The following is a 14,446-nucleotide window of genomic DNA, read 5'->3' on the forward strand; positions in this document are numbered from 1 at the left end:
GGTTTACAATCGCTGCTCCTGATCAGGAGTATCCCTGTGCTGACTCATCTCGATTCCCAAGGTCGTGCCCACATGGTCGACGTCACCGACAAAGCCGTGACGTTCCGTGAAGCGGTGGCCGAAGCGCGGGTGCGCATGTTGCCCGAGACCCTGAAAATGATTGTCGACGGCGCCCACCCCAAGGGCGACGTGTTCGCCGTGGCCCGCATTGCCGGGATCCAGGCAGCGAAAAAAACCAGCGACCTGATCCCCCTGTGCCACCCGCTGATGCTGACGGGCGTCAAGGTGGAACTCAGTGCCGATGGCGTCGATGCAGTGCACATCCTGGCGCGCTGCAAGCTCTCCGGTCAGACCGGCGTGGAGATGGAGGCCCTCACGGCTGCCAGCGTCGCCGCCCTGACCCTCTATGACATGTGCAAGGCGGTGGACCGCGGCATGACCATCGAAAACATTCGCCTGCTGGAAAAGCTCGGCGGCAAGAGCGGACACTTCAAGGCGGACCAGGCATGAGCATCAACGTATTGTTTTTCGCACGTTACGCCGAAGCAGTGGGCTTTGACTCACTGGAAATGGAAGGCGATTTCGCCACCGTCGATGCGGTGCGGCAGGCCCTGGCGAGCGACCCTGAGTTTGCGGTGCTCAACGAAACCAGCCTGATGTGCGCGCGCAACGAAGAATTGTGCAGCCTCGATGAGCCGGTGCAAGCCGGTGATGAAGTGGCGTTCTTCCCGCCCGTGACCGGGGGCTGACCATGGCCATTCGTGTGCAGCCCCAGGCGTTCGATCCGGGTGCCGAAGTCAACGCGATGCACGCAGCCAATGTCGGCGTGGGCGCGGTGGTGAGCTTTGTCGGCTATGTGCGCGATTTCAACGACGGCCTCGATGTGGCGTGGATGTTCCTGGAACATTACCCCGGCATGACCGAAAAAGCCCTGGCCAAGATCGCCGTGGAGGCCGAGCAGCGCTGGCCGTTGCTCAAGCTGGAAGTGCTGCACCGCATCGGTGCCCTGGAGCCGGGCGAGCCTATCGTCTTCGTCGCCGCCGCCAGTGCCCATCGCCAGGCGGCGTTTGATGCTTGTGCATTTGTGATGGATTACCTGAAGACCCGTGCGCCGTTCTGGAAAAAAGAAAACACCAGCGCAGGCCCGCGCTGGGTAGAAGGGCGCAGCAGCGATCACGCGGCGGCAGATCGCTGGAAATAATCACCTAGTCACGCCGGTGAGCTCCCACATTTGGATCTGCCGCGTTTTAGAGAGCGTGGCGAGTCAATCTGCCGGGGGAAAGCATCGCCTCAGTCAGTCCCATGCCGATAAGCGCTTCGGGCAACGGCTCCCCTCGCACCAGCGCCGCGCTGGCCTGGCCCATGGCTGGCGAGGTCTGGATGCCGTAACCGCCTTGGGCGGCCACCCAGAAGAACCCCTCCCGCTGCGGATCAAACCCGCACACCAGGTCGCCGTCACTGACAAAACTGCGCAGCCCCGCCCACGTGCGGGTCGGGCGGCGGATGGTCAAGGTGGTGGCTTCTTCGATGTGGTAGATGCCCATGGCAATGTCCAGTTCTTCGGGCTGCACGTCGTGGGGTTCTACCGGGTCGGCGTTGGCGGGTGAGCCCAGAAACATGCCGGCATCCGGCTTCATGTAGAACGAACCGTCCAACGCCGCCAGTTCGGGCCAGGCATGGATATCCACATCGCCAGGCGGGGCGAAGGTAAACGCGCTGCGGCGCTTGGGTTGCAGGCCGATCGGGCGTGCACCGGCCAAGGCGCCGATCTGGTCGGCCCACGCGCCGGCGGCGTTGATCACCACCGGCGCGGTGAACACTTGATGAGCGGTGTGTACCTGCCAGCAACCCTGGGTGTCGCGGTGCAGCTGCTGTACTTCGCTGTTGGTGTGGATCTCCCCGCCATTGCGCCGGATACCGCGCAGGTAGCCTTGGTACAGCGCGTCGGTGTCGATATCGCAGACGGTCGGGTCGTAGATCGCGCCCTGTACTTTTTCCGGGCGCAGGATCGGCATCATCTCCAACGCGTCATCGGCGTCCAGCAGGCGGGTGGCGGGCACCAGTGCCTTGGCGCTCTGGTACTGGCGCTGCAGTTCCTCGGCATCACCGACCAGGTCGACGATGATTTCGCCACGCGGTGTCAGCAAGGGATGCTCGGTGAACCCGGCAGGTGGATGGTCGAAGAAGGCGCGGCTGCCCAGGGTCAGGGCGCGTACCTGCGGTGTGCCGTAGGCGGCAATGTAGAGCGCGGCGGAGCGGCCGGTGGAGTGGTAGCCCGGCATCGACTCGCGTTCCAGCACGATGACGCGGGCGTGTTGCGACAGCCAGTAGCCGGTTGAGGCACCGGCAATGCCGCCGCCGATGATGAGGTAGTCGGCGTGGTTCATGGCTCCTCCTGGAATCCTCACTTGAAAGCACCGCCAAACAACTCTGGAAGCTGGCTGCATTCCAAAGCAGGAACCCGATCCACTGTAGGAGCCGGCTTGCCGGCGATAGCTACCTCAAGGCCAGCGGCGATCTTAGGGCCCTCATCGCAGGCAAGCCAGCTCCTACAGGTTTACCGCTTTCCAGCTTATGGGCGTTTGCGCTCGACGGGGCGCAACAGATGCGTCGGCGGCGTTTCGCAGCTGATCTTGCGGCCCAACAGCGCCTCGATCGATGGCAACTGGTACGAGTCATCTTCCCCGGCAAAACTGATCGACACACCCGCAGCGCCCGCACGACCGGTACGGCCAATGCGGTGCACGTAATCATCCGGCACTTCCGGCAGGGTGAAGTTGATCACGTGGCTGATGCCGTCGATGTGAATCCCGCGGCCCGCCACATCGGTGGCCACCAGCACGCGGATCTTGCCTTCGCGGAAGCCTTCCAGGGTCTTGATGCGCTTGTGCTGCGGCACGTCGCCAGACAGTTGCGCTGCGTTGACGCCGTCGCGCACCAGGCGCTCTTCGATGCGGCGCACTTCGTCCTTGCGGTTGGCGAACACCATCACGCGCTCCCAACCGTTGTCGTTGACCAGGTTGTAGAGCAGCTTGTATTTGTCGGCGCCGGCCACGGCGTAGATGTGTTGCTCGACGTTTTCGCTGGCCACGTTTTCCGCTTCGATCTCGACGATGGACGGGTCAGTGGTCCACTGCTTGGCCAGGTTCATCACGTCATCGGTGAAGGTGGCGGAGAACAGCAGGGTCTGGCGCTCGGATTTTGGCGGGGTTTGGCGAATGATCTGACGCACTTGTGGGATGAAGCCCATGTCGAGCATGCGGTCAGCTTCGTCCAGCACCATCACTTCGACCATGTCCAGGTGCACGTCGCCGCGCTGGTTGAAGTCGAGCAGGCGGCCGGGGGTGGCGACCAGGATGTCGCAATGGCGCGCTTCGAGGTGCTTGAGCTGCTTGTCGAAGTCCATGCCGCCCACGAACGTCATGACGTTGAGGCCGGTGTACTTGGTCAGGTCGGCGGCGTCCTTGGCGATCTGCACCACCAGCTCCCGGGTCGGGGCGATGATCAGCGCGCGGGGCTCACCCATGTAGCGCTCTTTCGGCGGCGGCGTCTGCAGCAGCTGGGTGATGATCGAGATCAGGAACGCGGCGGTCTTGCCGGTGCCGGTCTGGGCGCGGCCGATGGCGTCTTTGCCGGCGAGGGTGAAGCCCAGCACCTGCGCCTGGATCGGCGTGCAGTACGGGAAGCCCAGGTCCTGGATGGCGTGCATCAGTTCCGGGGCGAGTTTGAAATCATGGAAGCGGGTCTTGCCTTCCTGGGGTTCGACGACAAAGTCTTCGAGTTTCCACGGCTTGACCGGTGGTTTGGGCGCACGTTCACGGCGTGGCTTAGGCGCTGGCGGCGCGGCTTCAGCCGGTTTTGCCTGCTCAGGCGGTGTCACCGTAGGCGTTTCAGGCTGAGCGACAGGTGCAGTCCGATCGGGCTGTTTACCGTCATTGCGGCTGCCAGCAGTCGGGGCAGGGGCAGTGGGAACAGGCGCGAGCGGCTCGGCCTCGCTTTTGCCGAACATCTTCTTGAGTGCTTCGAGCACGGTGATCTCATTAATTGGTTAAGGAATGTACGCCGGCCAGTGTAATGCAAGAATCGGGCGCGGCGTAGTGTGTCTGTCATGTGGCTACATAATGTGTGGTTTTCAGCCCAGGCGAGCGGTCAACCAGGCACCTATGTCGCGTATCTCTTCGGGTAACACTTCGTGGCCCATTGGGTATTCCTGCCATGTCACGGTGACACCACGGCTCTTCAAATGCTCGTAGGCGCTGCGCCCCATGGCGTTCTGGACCACCTCGTCATATTGGCCGTGCAGGCACAGGGTGGGAATGCGTTGCTGGCTGGCGGACAACTCCAGCTCGTCACCGAAGGTGGGGGCGTAGGTGGAGAGGGCGATCACGCCACCCAACGGGCCTTCCCAATTCAGGAATGCGGTGTGGTAGACCACGGCGCCACCTTGGGAAAAACCGGCGAGGAAAATTCGCGAAGCGTCTATTCCGGTCCTCTTCTGCGCTTCGATCAGATCCGTGACCGTCTTCGCCGACACCTCCAGCTCTTCCAGGCTGATGGAGCGGGCCGGGCTCATGGCCTTGATGTCGTACCAGCTGGGCATCTCGTAACCGCCGTTGATGGTGACAGGACGGGTCGGCGCCTGGGGCAAAACGAAGCGCGTGCTCAGCAATGTTTCCTGCAGGGCTTCGGCCACCGGCAGGAAGTCGTAGCGATCGGCACCCAGGCCATGCAACCAGATAACGCAGGCGTCTGCGGGCTTGGCGGGCTGAAGAATCAAGGGTTCGGTCATGTCTGCTCCATATATGTGCGTGCGCGCCGATTGAGTGCGTCGGAACGGTGCGCGACGGGTTGATCTGTTAAGAGAATGTCGCAAGGTTGAATCTTTTTCTATTGACCATGGGCTGAAACGACTCAGCCGGCACTCTGGTACGGGCCTTGCTATGTGTAGGTCGATGTCAGAACTAACCCAGGACGGTAACACTATCAGTGACTGCCGCTTGTGGGATAGCAACTGGAATTATTGCGAAAACCTCACGCCGCTCGACCTAAAAAAAGCCAACACGGGTCGATATCGCCTCATAAGGGTGCGCTGGGGTTCTAGCTCCGACACAACAAGAGCAAAACTGGAGGTTTGAATGAAGGTATTGAAATCCACCCTGGCCATCGTGTGTGCGGCGGCCGTGCTGGGTGTTAGTGGTTTCGCCCAAGCCGGCGCCACCCTGGACGCCGTGCAGAAGAAAGGCTTTGTGCAATGTGGCGTGAGTGACGGCCTGCCGGGTTTCTCGGTACCGGATGCCAGCGGCAAGATCCTGGGGATCGACGCTGACGTATGCCGCGCTGTAGCCGCTGCCGTTTTCGGCGACGCTACCAAGGTCAAATTCAGCCAGTTGAATGCCAAGGAGCGTTTCACCGCGCTTCAGTCCGGCGAAGTCGACATCCTGTCGCGTAACACCACCATGACCAGCTCCCGCGATGCGGGCATGGGCCTGAAATTCCCAGGCTTCATCACCTACTACGACGGTGTTGGCTTCCTGGTGAACAACAAGCTGGGCGTGAAAAGTGCCAAGGAACTGGACGGTGCAACCATCTGCATCCAGGCCGGTACCACCACGGAGCTGAACGTTTCCGACTACTTCCGCGCCAACAACCTCAAATACACCCCGATCACCTTCGACACCTCCGATGAAAGCGCCAAGTCGCTGGAATCCGGTCGTTGCGACGTGCTGACCTCCGACAAGTCGCAGCTGTTCGCACAGCGCAGCAAGCTGGCTTCGCCGAAGGACTACTCGGTTCTGCCGGAAACCATTTCCAAAGAACCACTGGGCCCAGTCGTGCGTAACGGCGACGACGAGTGGCTGGCCATCGTGCGCTGGGTTGGCTACGCCATGCTCAACGCTGAAGAAGCCGGCATCACCTCGAAAAACGTTGAAGCTGAAGCCAAGTCCACCAAAAACCCGGACGTTGCGCGTCTGCTCGGTGCTGACGGCGAATACGGCAAAGACCTGAAACTGAAAAAGGATTGGGTTGTACAGATCGTCAAGCAAGTCGGTAACTACGGCGAAGTCTTCGAGAAAAACCTCGGCAAGAGCACCCCGCTGGAAATCGACCGTGGCCTGAACGCGCTGTGGAACAACGGCGGCATTCAATACGCACCACCTGTGCGCTGATCGCTGATGGTTCTGTCACCCGGTGGGCCAACCGCCGGGTGATGTTCTGTTCCATTCTTTCCGGGGCACTTCATGCAAAATCAAATCGGCGCACCAAAGCAGAAGCTCAGCTTCAGCGATCCCAAAGTGCGTGCGTGGCTCTTCCAGATCATCACGATTGTGGCGGTGGTCTCGCTGGGCTGGTACCTCTTCAACAACACCCAGACCAACCTGCAACACCGGGGCATTACCTCGGGTTTCGACTTTCTTGAGCGCAGTGCCGGTTTCGGCATCGCGCAGCACCTGATCGACTACACCGAGTCGGACAGCTACGCCCGTGTGTTCGTGATCGGTTTGCTCAACACCTTGCTGGTGACCGTGATCGGTGTGGTGCTGGCTACGATCCTCGGGTTCATCGTCGGCGTGGCACGCCTGTCGCCCAACTGGATGATCAACAAGCTGGCGACGGTGTATGTGGAAGTGTTCCGCAACATCCCGCCGTTGCTGCAAATCCTGTTCTGGTATTTCGCGGTGTTCCTGACCATGCCAGGGCCGCGTAACAGCCACAACTTTGGCGATACCTTCTTTGTCAGCAGCCGTGGCCTGAATATGCCGGCAGCACTGGCCGCTGATGGTTTCTGGCCATTCGTGGCGAGCATCGTGGTCGCCATCGTGGCCATCGTGTTCATGGCCCGCTGGGCCAACAAGCGCTTTGAAGCCACCGGCGTGCCGTTCCATAAGTTCTGGGCGGGCCTGGCGCTGTTCATCGTGATCCCGGCGTTGTGCGCCTTGATCTTCGGTGCCCCCCTGCACTGGGAAATGCCGAAGCTGCAAGGCTTCAACTTTGTCGGCGGCTGGGTACTGATCCCCGAGCTGTTGGCACTGACCCTGGCGCTGACCGTCTACACGGCCGCGTTCATCGCCGAGATCGTGCGTTCGGGCATCAAGTCCGTCAGCCACGGCCAGACCGAAGCCGCGCGCTCCCTGGGCCTGCGCCCTGGGCCGACGCTGCGCAAGGTCATCATCCCGCAGGCCCTGCGGGTGATCATTCCGCCGCTGACCAGCCAATACCTGAACCTGGCGAAGAACTCGTCGCTGGCCGCCGGTATCGGTTACCCGGAAATGGTTTCGCTGTTTGCCGGCACGGTACTCAACCAGACCGGCCAGGCCATTGAAGTCATTGCCATCACCATGAGCGTGTACCTGGCGATCAGCATCAGCATTTCCCTGCTGATGAACTGGTACAACAAGCGCATTGCGCTGATCGAGCGGTGAGGAAACACCCATGAGTACGCATACTTTCAAACCTGATATGCCGCCGCCGAGCAAAGTCTTCGGCCCGGTGGCATGGATGCGCGCCAACCTGTTCTCCAGCTGGCTCAACACCCTGCTGACCTTACTGGCGATTTACCTGGTGTACCTGGTGGTGCCGCCGATCCTGCATTGGGCCATCATCGACGCCAACTGGGTGGGCACCACCCGCGCCGACTGCACCAAGGAAGGCGCCTGCTGGGTGTTTATCCAACAGCGCTTCGGGCAGTTCATGTACGGCTACTACCCGGGCGACTTGCGCTGGCGCGTAGACCTGACCGTGTGGCTGGCCATCGTCGGCGTGGCGCCGTTGTTCATCTCGCGCTTCCAGCGCAAGGCGATCTACGGCCTGAGCTTCCTGGTGCTGTACCCGATCATTGCCTACTTCCTGTTGCACGGCGGTGTGTTCGGCCTGACCAACGTGGCGACCAGCCAATGGGGCGGCCTGATGCTGACCCTGGTGATCGCCACCGTCGGTATCGCCGGTGCCTTGCCGTTGGGCATCGTGCTGGCGCTGGGGCGGCGTTCGAACATGCCGGCGATTCGAGTGGTCTGCGTGACCTTCATCGAATTCTGGCGCGGCGTGCCGTTGATCACGGTGCTGTTCATGTCTTCGGTGATGCTGCCCTTGTTCCTGCCCGAAGGCATGAACTTCGACAAGCTGCTGCGGGCCCTGATCGGCGTGATCCTGTTCCAGTCGGCCTACGTGGCCGAAGTGGTGCGCGGCGGTCTGCAGGCCATTCCCAAGGGGCAGTACGAAGCCGCCGCCGCGATGGGCCTGGGTTACTGGCGCAGCATGGGCCTGGTGATTCTGCCGCAAGCCCTGAAGCTGGTGATCCCGGGCATCGTCAACACGTTCATTGCGCTGTTCAAGGACACGAGTCTGGTGATCATCATCGGTTTGTTCGACCTGCTCAACAGCGTCAAGCAAGCCGCTGCCGACCCGAAATGGCTGGGCATGGCCACCGAAGGCTATGTGTTCGCCGCCCTGGTGTTCTGGATTTTCTGTTTTGGTATGTCGCGCTATTCCATGCATCTGGAACGCAAGCTCGACACAGGCCACAAGCGTTAGGAGTTCTTTTATGAGCGAAGCAATCAAAAAGCCTGTGGGCCCTGAAGGCATTATCCAGATGCAGGGCGTCAACAAGTGGTACGGCCAGTTCCACGTGTTGAAAGACATCAACCTCAACGTCAAGCAGGGCGAGCGTATCGTGCTGTGCGGCCCGTCGGGTTCGGGCAAGTCCACCACCATCCGCTGCCTCAACCGTCTGGAAGAGCACCAGCAAGGCCGCATCGTGGTCGATGGCGTGGAGCTGACCAACGACCTCAAGCAGATTGAAGCGATCCGCCGTGAAGTCGGCATGGTGTTCCAGCACTTCAACCTGTTCCCGCACCTGACCATCCTGCAGAACTGCACGCTGGCGCCGATGTGGGTACGCAAGATGCCCAAGCGCAAGGCCGAGGAAATCGCCATGCACTACCTGGAGCGCGTGCGTATCCCGGAGCAGGCCCACAAGTTTCCAGGGCAGCTGTCCGGCGGCCAGCAACAGCGTGTGGCGATTGCCCGTGCGTTGTGCATGAAGCCGAAAATCATGCTGTTCGATGAGCCGACCTCGGCACTCGACCCGGAGATGGTGAAGGAAGTACTCGACACCATGATCGGCTTGGCCGAAGACGGCATGACCATGCTGTGTGTAACCCACGAAATGGGCTTTGCCCGTACCGTGGCCAACCGTGTGATCTTCATGGACAAGGGCGAGATCGTGGAGCAGGCGGCGCCGAATGACTTCTTCGACAACCCGCAGAATGACCGGACCAAGTTGTTCTTGAGCCAGATTCTGCATTGATCGATGGGTGAATAAATAAACCCGGCCTCGTGCCGGGTTTATTTTTGCCTGCGGTTTTTGTCAGTAGGCTTGAGCCGCCAGCAGCTGCGCATCCTTGGCAATGAGCAGTTGGTTCAAGTCTTTCCCCGTGTTGAGGACCTCGATTTCAGCCAGCAGGTGTGGGTGTTTATCCAGAAGGCGCATTAACGTGAGCAACGGTTCCGACGGAAAAATTTCAGCCCGTTCGTAGCGTGAAAATGCATGGTGCCCGCGGACGGTGAAGAGCCTCACCGCATCTTTTTGTGTGAGGTGCAGTTTGCGCGCGTCGATCAACAGCAGATCAGAGGCCTTGCAATAACGCTCTGCACTGTCGTCGTCGTGATCGAATTCAACTTCATGGCAGACCTCGCATTCCCAGCCTGCAATGTCGGGGATATCTCGAACCATTCCCCGCGTGTTGATCGTGAAGGTGCGACCTTCGAAAGGCTGCATTGCGTCATGGGTTCCGCAGCTCATGCATTGCTGGGGTCTCATAGGGTTTTCTCCTTGAAGGAGATTACGGGAGGACCACCGCCTGGGCGGTCAATGACCTTGATGTAAATCTCCGTGCCGTAAATCTTGATCAGGTAGACGTCCTGCCATACCCGATGGTCTGCATAGGTCGTCATCGATTTGTGCAACATTCGGCGCTCAAGGGCGCAGACCACCTGTTGCATATGGTCGGGGCTCAGCTCCTTTTCCTGCTTAAGAACCGCAGTGCGTTGCCTTTGTAGGCAACTCCGAATAGGCTGTAGGAAAATTCATCCTATGATTGGACGAAAGCTTAAAACCCATGACAGACATCGCCCCCTTGATCAAACGCTCCCTGGTCGACCAGGCCCTGGAGCAGCTGCGCCTGCGCATCAGCCAAGGCGTGTGGGCCATTGGTGAGCGCCTGCCCACCGAGCCCGAGCTGTCTGCCGAGTTGGGCATCAGCCGCAATACCGTGCGTGAGGCCATGCGTGTGCTGGCGTTTTCCGGGTTGATTGAGATCCGCCAGGGTGACGGCAGTTACCTGCGCTCGATGACCGACCCGCTGGGCACGATGCGCGCGTTGTCTCACTGCACCCTGGAGCAGGCGCAAGAGACCCGGCAGATTCTGGAAGTGGAGGCGATCAGCCTGGCCGCGTTGCGCCGCACCGACGAAGACCTCAAAAGGTTGCGCGAGGCCCTCGACGCCAGCGCCGCGCTGTACCACGGCGATCTGGAGGCCTATATCAGCGCCGACCTGATCTTCCACAAACACTTGGTGGACGCCGCGCACAACCCGGCGCTGAGCGAGTTGTACCAGTACTTTTCCGCCATCGTCGGCGCCCAGTTGCGCCAGACCTTGAACATCACTCCGCGCCGCCAGGCAGTGTTCGACCTGCATATCGCCTTGCTCGAAGCCGTCGAAAAACAAGACCCGGAACGCGCCAAATCCCTCTGCCGGCAGTTGATCAATGAACCCTGAAACCAAACTCGAAGAACTGTTGATCGACGCCGAAGCCGACGACGAAGTGGTGCAACACACCCCACCCGCCATGAGCCGCCCATGGTTGCTGATCCTGGGGCTGGTCCTGGTGGCGATGAACCTGCGCCCGGCGTTGTCGAGCCTGTCACCGTTGCTCAATGACGTATCGGCCAGCCTGGGCTTGTCGGCGGCCAAGGCCGGCCTGCTGACCACCTTGCCGGTGATGTGCCTGGGTTTGTTCGCGCCACTGGCGCCGATCCTGGCTCGGCGTTTTGGCGCCGAGCGGGTGGTGCTGGGGATTTTGCTGACGCTGGCCGGCGGTATCATCCTGCGCAGTTCGTTCGGCGAGGCCGGGCTGTTCACCGGCAGCCTGATCGCCGGCGCCAGCATCGGCATCATCGGCGTGCTGCTGCCGGGCATCGTCAAGCGTGATTTCGCCAAACAGGCGGGCACCATGACCGGCGTGTACACCATGGCGCTGTGCCTGGGCGCGGCGCTGGCGGCGGGGGCCACGGTGCCGTTGAGCCACGCGTTCGGTAACAGCTGGAATATCGGCCTGGGGTTCTGGATCGTGCCCGCGCTGATTGCGGCGTTGTTCTGGTTGCCACAGGTGGGGCAGAAACAGGGTGCCCATCAAGTGGCGTACAAGGTCAAAGGGCTGCTGCGCGATCCGCTGGCCTGGCAAGTGACCTTGTACATGGGCCTGCAATCGTCCCTGGCCTACATCGTGTTCGGCTGGGTGCCGTCGATCCTGATCAGCCGTGGCCTGAGCGCCACCGAAGCCGGCTTGCTGCTGTCCGGTTCGATCATCGTGCAACTGCTCAGCGCCCTGACCGCGCCGTGGCTGGCGACCCGGGGCAAGGACCAGCGGCTGGCCATCGTCGTGGTGATGCTGCTCACCCTTGGCGGGTTGTTTGGCTGCCTGTTTGCGCCATTGGACGGGTTGTGGGGCTGGGCCATTCTGCTGGGCTTGGGCCAGGGCGGTACGTTCAGCCTGGCGCTGACCCTGATCGTGCTGCGCTCGCGGGATTCCCACGTGGCCGCCAATCTGTCAGGCATGGCGCAGGGCATTGGCTATACGCTGGCGTCCATGGGCCCGTTGGCGGTGGGTGTGCTGCATGACTGGACCGGTGGCTGGGGTGCCACCGGCTGGGTGTTCGGCGTGATCGGGCTGGGCGCGATCATCGCCGGGTTGGGGGCCGGTCGTGCCCTGTATGTGGGGGTGACCAGCGAGAGGGTTTAGAGATAGCGCACGGTCAGGGTGACCGAGCCATCCAGCGGCACTTCGTTGGTCAGGGTCAGGCCTTGGGAGGGAGCGATGGCACCGGCCACTTGCAGGTCGGTGACCAGGCGTTGTACCGGCACCGGGGCCAGTGTGTTCATGTCGGCGAAGCTGGTCAGGCCGTCATCCACCAGAGCACTTTCGCGCTCCCAGGTGACACCGCCGTCGAAAGAGGCAATGCCGCGGACGTTGACGTCATCCGCAACAGGCCCCGACATCGCGACCGTGAAGTAGCCCAGTTTCTCAGTGTCATTGATCAAGCCAAGACCGAAGTTGTAGTAGTCCTGGTTCGATTCCGAGCCGGCTCGGTTGTCCTTGAGCGCGACGGCAAACAGCGTGGAGGCATCGCAGGTCACGGTCATTTGCAGGTTCTGCCTGGGCAGGTAGGTCGGCTGGTCGGGGCGCAGGTCCTTGGCCGACAGCTTGCCGAAATCGACCAGGCCGCCATTGCTGAGGGCTGTTTTGCAAGCTCTTGGGGTGATCGTGCCTTTGACGCTCAGGTCGACGCTGGACGCGGCGACCGCATGGCCTGCGCTCGCCAGCAGCGCGGCGACCAACAGGTTACGAGTGATGCTCATGGTGTTGCTCCTACAGGGTTGGGGAAAAAACGCGAATTACAGGTACACAACTTCCAACGTGGCCGACCCGTCCATCGGCGTTTCCACGCTGAGGTCCAGGTTCTGCCGGGCGTTGATCGTGGCTTCCAGCTTCAGGGTGCTGGTCAGCGTCTGGATGGCCGACGGGCCGGCGGTGCTGCCGACCACGTCGGTGAAACCGAGCAGGCTGCGCGAGCCGACATCGATGGGATTGAGGTTGGCCATGCGCCAGGCCAGTCCGCCGGTGGTGGATTCGGTGCCGTACACCACGGCCAGGTCATCGACCACGGTTTGCCTGGGGTCGAAACTCACTGAGTACACGCCGATCTTGTTGCCGCTGGTGTCCAGGCCCAGGCCGTAGAAAATCTCGCTGTTGACGTGCGCCGTGCCGTCGCGGTTGTCGCGCATGCGCAGGGCGAAGCGGCCGGGCGCGTTGCAGTTGACGGTGAGGGTCAGGTATTTGTGGGGCAGGCGCGTGCCATTGGTGAGGTTGAGGTCATTGCGCGAGATCTTGCCGAAGTCGACCAGCCCGCCGCCGGACAGCAGCGGCTTGCAGGCCATGGGCGTGATCAGGCCGGTGACAGCCAGGTCGACAGTGGACGCGGCGTGAGCGGTGCCCGACGACAATGCCAAGGCAATCAGAAGGTGCTTCATGGGAGGGCTCCTAGAGGTAGTTGAGTTCGAGGGTGGCGGCGCCGTCGAGGCGCACTTCGCTGCCCAGGTCCAGCGTGCCCAGTGGTGCAATCACCGCTTCCAGGCTCGTGGTGGTGCTGAGTTGTTGAATCGGCACGGGGCCGCTGGTGTTGCCGGCGCTGGTGCTGAAACCCAGGAAACGGCTGGCGCCAATCGCCAACGGGTTGGCGCTCGCGCTGCTCCAGGGGGCGGTGCCGGTGGGGGAGTCGGTTCGATAAAGCCCTGGGAAACTGTCGGCGGTGGTGCGCGCAGGGTCGAAGACCAATCGGTAGCGGCCGATTTTTTGTTGCTGCGCGTCGAGTCCCAGGCCGTAGGTCGTGTCGTCTCCCGGACCGGTGGCCGAGCCTTGGCGGTTATCCTGCAGGCGCAGGCTGAACGCGGTCGGTGCGTCGCAGGCCACGCTGACCACCAGTGGTCGCGGGGGCAGGGCCGTCTCTTTGTCGGCGTTCAGGTCCATTACCGACAACTTGCCGAACGCCACTGTGCCGCCGTTGGACAGGCTAGGGGTGCAGGCCGCAGGGGCGAAGCGGGCTTGCAGGCGCAACTCCCGCGAGCGTCCCGTGTGGACGGCATCGACCACGCCGCTGGTGTCCCAGGTAACGGTATCGCTGACGCGCAGGGCGTCTTGCCGGGCCCAGGCGCTGACCTCCAGTTGCAACGACAAGCTGCGCCCGATGACCGGTACGCCGGCACGCATCGGCACGATGCCGTGTTCAGGACGCCAGCGCAGGGTTGTTGCGCTGCTCACTGGCGGCTGGCCGCTGCCGGGAACCAGGCCCAACTCCACCGGTTGGCCGTCGAGCAGTGCGTCGCTGGCCCGCAGGCTGTAGCTGCCACGGCCGGTGAATTGGAAGCGCTCGGTGCCGGCTGCCAACCCGCGATAGAACAGGCTCAAGTCAGTGGGCGTGGGGCAGTTCAGTGTCAGGCTCAGGCGCCGTTCGCCCAACAGGTGCTCGGCTGCGGCTATCGGCGACACCGCCCGGTTCACCAGGCCGAAATCCACGGCGGTTTCGCTCAGGTTCAACTGGCACTCATCCATGCCCCAGGCATTTGCGCCCAGCAACAGGCTGGCGGACAACAAGGCAGGTTTCAGGCCCATG

General features: G+C 61.9%; 16 protein-coding genes and 1 pseudogene. 9 read left to right on the forward strand and 8 right to left on the reverse strand.

Annotated elements, in window-relative coordinates:
* Positions 1 to 36 precede the first annotated feature (36 nt).
* Genes moaC through moaE form a run of 3 tightly spaced genes read left to right on the forward strand, consistent with a single transcriptional unit; the run spans position 37 to position 1,201 of the window.
* Positions 37 to 510, forward strand: coding sequence for a cyclic pyranopterin monophosphate synthase MoaC (gene moaC, locus ACVWVP_RS05240; RefSeq protein WP_178922821.1), 474 nt, complete (start codon positions 37 to 39; stop codon positions 508 to 510).
* Positions 507 to 749, forward strand: coding sequence for a molybdopterin converting factor subunit 1 (moaD, locus tag ACVWVP_RS05245; protein WP_178922823.1), 243 nt, complete (start codon positions 507 to 509; stop codon positions 747 to 749). Before moaC ends, moaD begins: the two co-directional genes overlap by 4 nt.
* A gap of 2 nt (positions 750 to 751) precedes the next feature.
* On the forward strand, positions 752 to 1,201 hold the full coding sequence (moaE, locus tag ACVWVP_RS05250; protein WP_457404602.1) for a molybdopterin synthase catalytic subunit MoaE: 450 nt from the start codon (positions 752 to 754) through the stop codon (positions 1,199 to 1,201).
* A 46-nt stretch (positions 1,202 to 1,247) separates the two neighbouring features.
* Here moaE and ACVWVP_RS05255 read toward each other — a convergent pair whose 3' ends face one another.
* From ACVWVP_RS05255 to ACVWVP_RS05265, 3 genes are all read right to left on the reverse strand, one after another.
* A complete protein-coding gene (locus ACVWVP_RS05255) occupies positions 1,248 to 2,387 on the reverse strand; it encodes an NAD(P)/FAD-dependent oxidoreductase (protein ID WP_457404604.1) in 1,140 nt (379 codons plus the stop codon).
* A gap of 185 nt (positions 2,388 to 2,572) precedes the next feature.
* Complete coding sequence (gene rhlB / locus ACVWVP_RS05260) at positions 2,573 to 4,036, reverse strand: ATP-dependent RNA helicase RhlB (RefSeq protein ID WP_259172024.1); 1,464 nt, start codon at positions 4,034 to 4,036, stop codon at positions 2,573 to 2,575.
* A 96-nt stretch (positions 4,037 to 4,132) separates the two neighbouring features.
* Entirely contained in the window at positions 4,133 to 4,789 is a 657-nt protein-coding gene (locus ACVWVP_RS05265) for an alpha/beta hydrolase (protein ID WP_178922832.1), read from the reverse strand.
* A 346-nt stretch (positions 4,790 to 5,135) separates the two neighbouring features.
* On the opposite strand from ACVWVP_RS05265, the gene ACVWVP_RS05270 reads away from it, so the two are divergent.
* The 4 genes from ACVWVP_RS05270 (at position 5,136) to ACVWVP_RS05285 (ending at position 9,304) form a co-directional block, all read left to right on the forward strand.
* Positions 5,136 to 6,167, forward strand: coding sequence for an amino acid ABC transporter substrate-binding protein (locus ACVWVP_RS05270; protein WP_178922834.1), 1,032 nt, complete (start codon positions 5,136 to 5,138; stop codon positions 6,165 to 6,167).
* 72 nt (positions 6,168 to 6,239) lie between these two features.
* Positions 6,240 to 7,421, forward strand: coding sequence for an amino acid ABC transporter permease (locus tag ACVWVP_RS05275; RefSeq protein ID WP_178922835.1), 1,182 nt, complete (start codon positions 6,240 to 6,242; stop codon positions 7,419 to 7,421).
* 10 nt (positions 7,422 to 7,431) lie between these two features.
* A complete protein-coding gene (locus ACVWVP_RS05280; RefSeq protein WP_178922838.1) occupies positions 7,432 to 8,529 on the forward strand; it encodes an amino acid ABC transporter permease in 1,098 nt (365 codons plus the stop codon).
* 10 nt (positions 8,530 to 8,539) lie between these two features.
* Positions 8,540 to 9,304: an amino acid ABC transporter ATP-binding protein gene (locus tag ACVWVP_RS05285; protein WP_003221897.1), complete on the forward strand. Its 765-nt coding sequence runs from the start codon at positions 8,540 to 8,542 to the stop codon at positions 9,302 to 9,304.
* Between the two features lie 60 nt (positions 9,305 to 9,364).
* Here ACVWVP_RS05285 and ACVWVP_RS05290 read toward each other — a convergent pair whose 3' ends face one another.
* Both ACVWVP_RS05290 and ACVWVP_RS05295 read right to left on the reverse strand, forming a co-directional pair.
* Positions 9,365 to 9,817 carry a type II TA system antitoxin MqsA family protein gene (locus ACVWVP_RS05290; RefSeq protein WP_457404607.1) on the reverse strand — a complete coding sequence of 151 codons (453 nt, stop codon included), beginning with the start codon at positions 9,815 to 9,817 and terminating at the stop codon, positions 9,365 to 9,367.
* Positions 9,814 to 10,014, reverse strand: a pseudogene (locus ACVWVP_RS05295) (type II toxin-antitoxin system MqsR family toxin); the annotation flags it as partial. The gene ACVWVP_RS05290 and the pseudogene ACVWVP_RS05295, both read right to left, overlap by 4 nt.
* 101 nt (positions 10,015 to 10,115) lie before the next feature.
* Here ACVWVP_RS05295 and ACVWVP_RS05300 point away from each other — a divergent pair.
* Together ACVWVP_RS05300 and ACVWVP_RS05305 are read left to right on the forward strand one after the other, a co-directional pair.
* Positions 10,116 to 10,775: a FadR/GntR family transcriptional regulator gene (locus tag ACVWVP_RS05300; protein ID WP_178922845.1), complete on the forward strand. Its 660-nt coding sequence runs from the start codon at positions 10,116 to 10,118 to the stop codon at positions 10,773 to 10,775.
* Entirely contained in the window at positions 10,765 to 12,018 is a 1,254-nt protein-coding gene (locus ACVWVP_RS05305; RefSeq protein ID WP_178922847.1) for a CynX/NimT family MFS transporter, read from the forward strand. Before ACVWVP_RS05300 ends, ACVWVP_RS05305 begins: the two co-directional genes overlap by 11 nt.
* On the opposite strand, the gene ACVWVP_RS05310 is transcribed toward ACVWVP_RS05305, so the two are convergent.
* The 3 genes from ACVWVP_RS05310 to ACVWVP_RS05320 are packed head-to-tail and all read right to left on the reverse strand — an operon-like array spanning position 12,015 to position 14,445.
* The gene (locus ACVWVP_RS05310; RefSeq protein WP_178922849.1) at positions 12,015 to 12,635 is read right to left on the reverse strand and encodes a DUF1120 domain-containing protein; all 621 of its coding nucleotides are present in this window, start codon (positions 12,633 to 12,635) and stop codon (positions 12,015 to 12,017) included. The genes ACVWVP_RS05305 and ACVWVP_RS05310 overlap by 4 nt on opposite strands.
* Before the next feature lie 36 nt (positions 12,636 to 12,671).
* A complete protein-coding gene (locus ACVWVP_RS05315; protein WP_457404610.1) occupies positions 12,672 to 13,307 on the reverse strand; it encodes a DUF1120 domain-containing protein in 636 nt (211 codons plus the stop codon).
* Between the two features lie 10 nt (positions 13,308 to 13,317).
* Positions 13,318 to 14,445, reverse strand: a complete 1,128-nt coding sequence (locus ACVWVP_RS05320) for a DUF1120 domain-containing protein (RefSeq protein ID WP_178922853.1) — start codon at positions 14,443 to 14,445, stop codon at positions 13,318 to 13,320.
* Position 14,446 lies beyond the last annotated feature (1 nt).

The sequence above is a fragment of the Pseudomonas sp. TE24901 genome, from assembly GCF_054058375.1.

Bases quoted from the DNA above. Each gene is read 5' to 3' on its own strand.
- moaD (WP_178922823.1), top strand. From the start codon at position 507: ATGAGCATCAACGTATTGTTTTTCGCACGTTACGCCGAAGCAGTGGGC.
- moaE (WP_457404602.1), top strand. From the start codon at position 752: ATGGCCATTCGTGTGCAGCCCCAGGCGTTCGATCCGGGTGCCGAAGTC.
- ACVWVP_RS05255 (WP_457404604.1), bottom strand. From the start codon at position 2,387: ATGAACCACGCCGACTACCTCATCATCGGCGGCGGCATTGCCGGTGCC.
- ACVWVP_RS05265 (WP_178922832.1), bottom strand. From the start codon at position 4,789: ATGACCGAACCCTTGATTCTTCAGCCCGCCAAGCCCGCAGACGCCTGC.
- ACVWVP_RS05270 (WP_178922834.1), top strand. From the start codon at position 5,136: ATGAAGGTATTGAAATCCACCCTGGCCATCGTGTGTGCGGCGGCCGTG.
- ACVWVP_RS05275 (WP_178922835.1), top strand. From the start codon at position 6,240: ATGCAAAATCAAATCGGCGCACCAAAGCAGAAGCTCAGCTTCAGCGAT.
- ACVWVP_RS05280 (WP_178922838.1), top strand. From the start codon at position 7,432: ATGAGTACGCATACTTTCAAACCTGATATGCCGCCGCCGAGCAAAGTC.
- ACVWVP_RS05285 (WP_003221897.1), top strand. From the start codon at position 8,540: ATGAGCGAAGCAATCAAAAAGCCTGTGGGCCCTGAAGGCATTATCCAG.
- ACVWVP_RS05290 (WP_457404607.1), bottom strand. From the start codon at position 9,817: ATGAGACCCCAGCAATGCATGAGCTGCGGAACCCATGACGCAATGCAG.
- ACVWVP_RS05300 (WP_178922845.1), top strand. From the start codon at position 10,116: ATGACAGACATCGCCCCCTTGATCAAACGCTCCCTGGTCGACCAGGCC.
- ACVWVP_RS05305 (WP_178922847.1), top strand. From the start codon at position 10,765: ATGAACCCTGAAACCAAACTCGAAGAACTGTTGATCGACGCCGAAGCC.
- ACVWVP_RS05310 (WP_178922849.1), bottom strand. From the start codon at position 12,635: ATGAGCATCACTCGTAACCTGTTGGTCGCCGCGCTGCTGGCGAGCGCA.
- ACVWVP_RS05315 (WP_457404610.1), bottom strand. From the start codon at position 13,307: ATGAAGCACCTTCTGATTGCCTTGGCATTGTCGTCGGGCACCGCTCAC.
- ACVWVP_RS05320 (WP_178922853.1), bottom strand. From the start codon at position 14,445: ATGGGCCTGAAACCTGCCTTGTTGTCCGCCAGCCTGTTGCTGGGCGCA.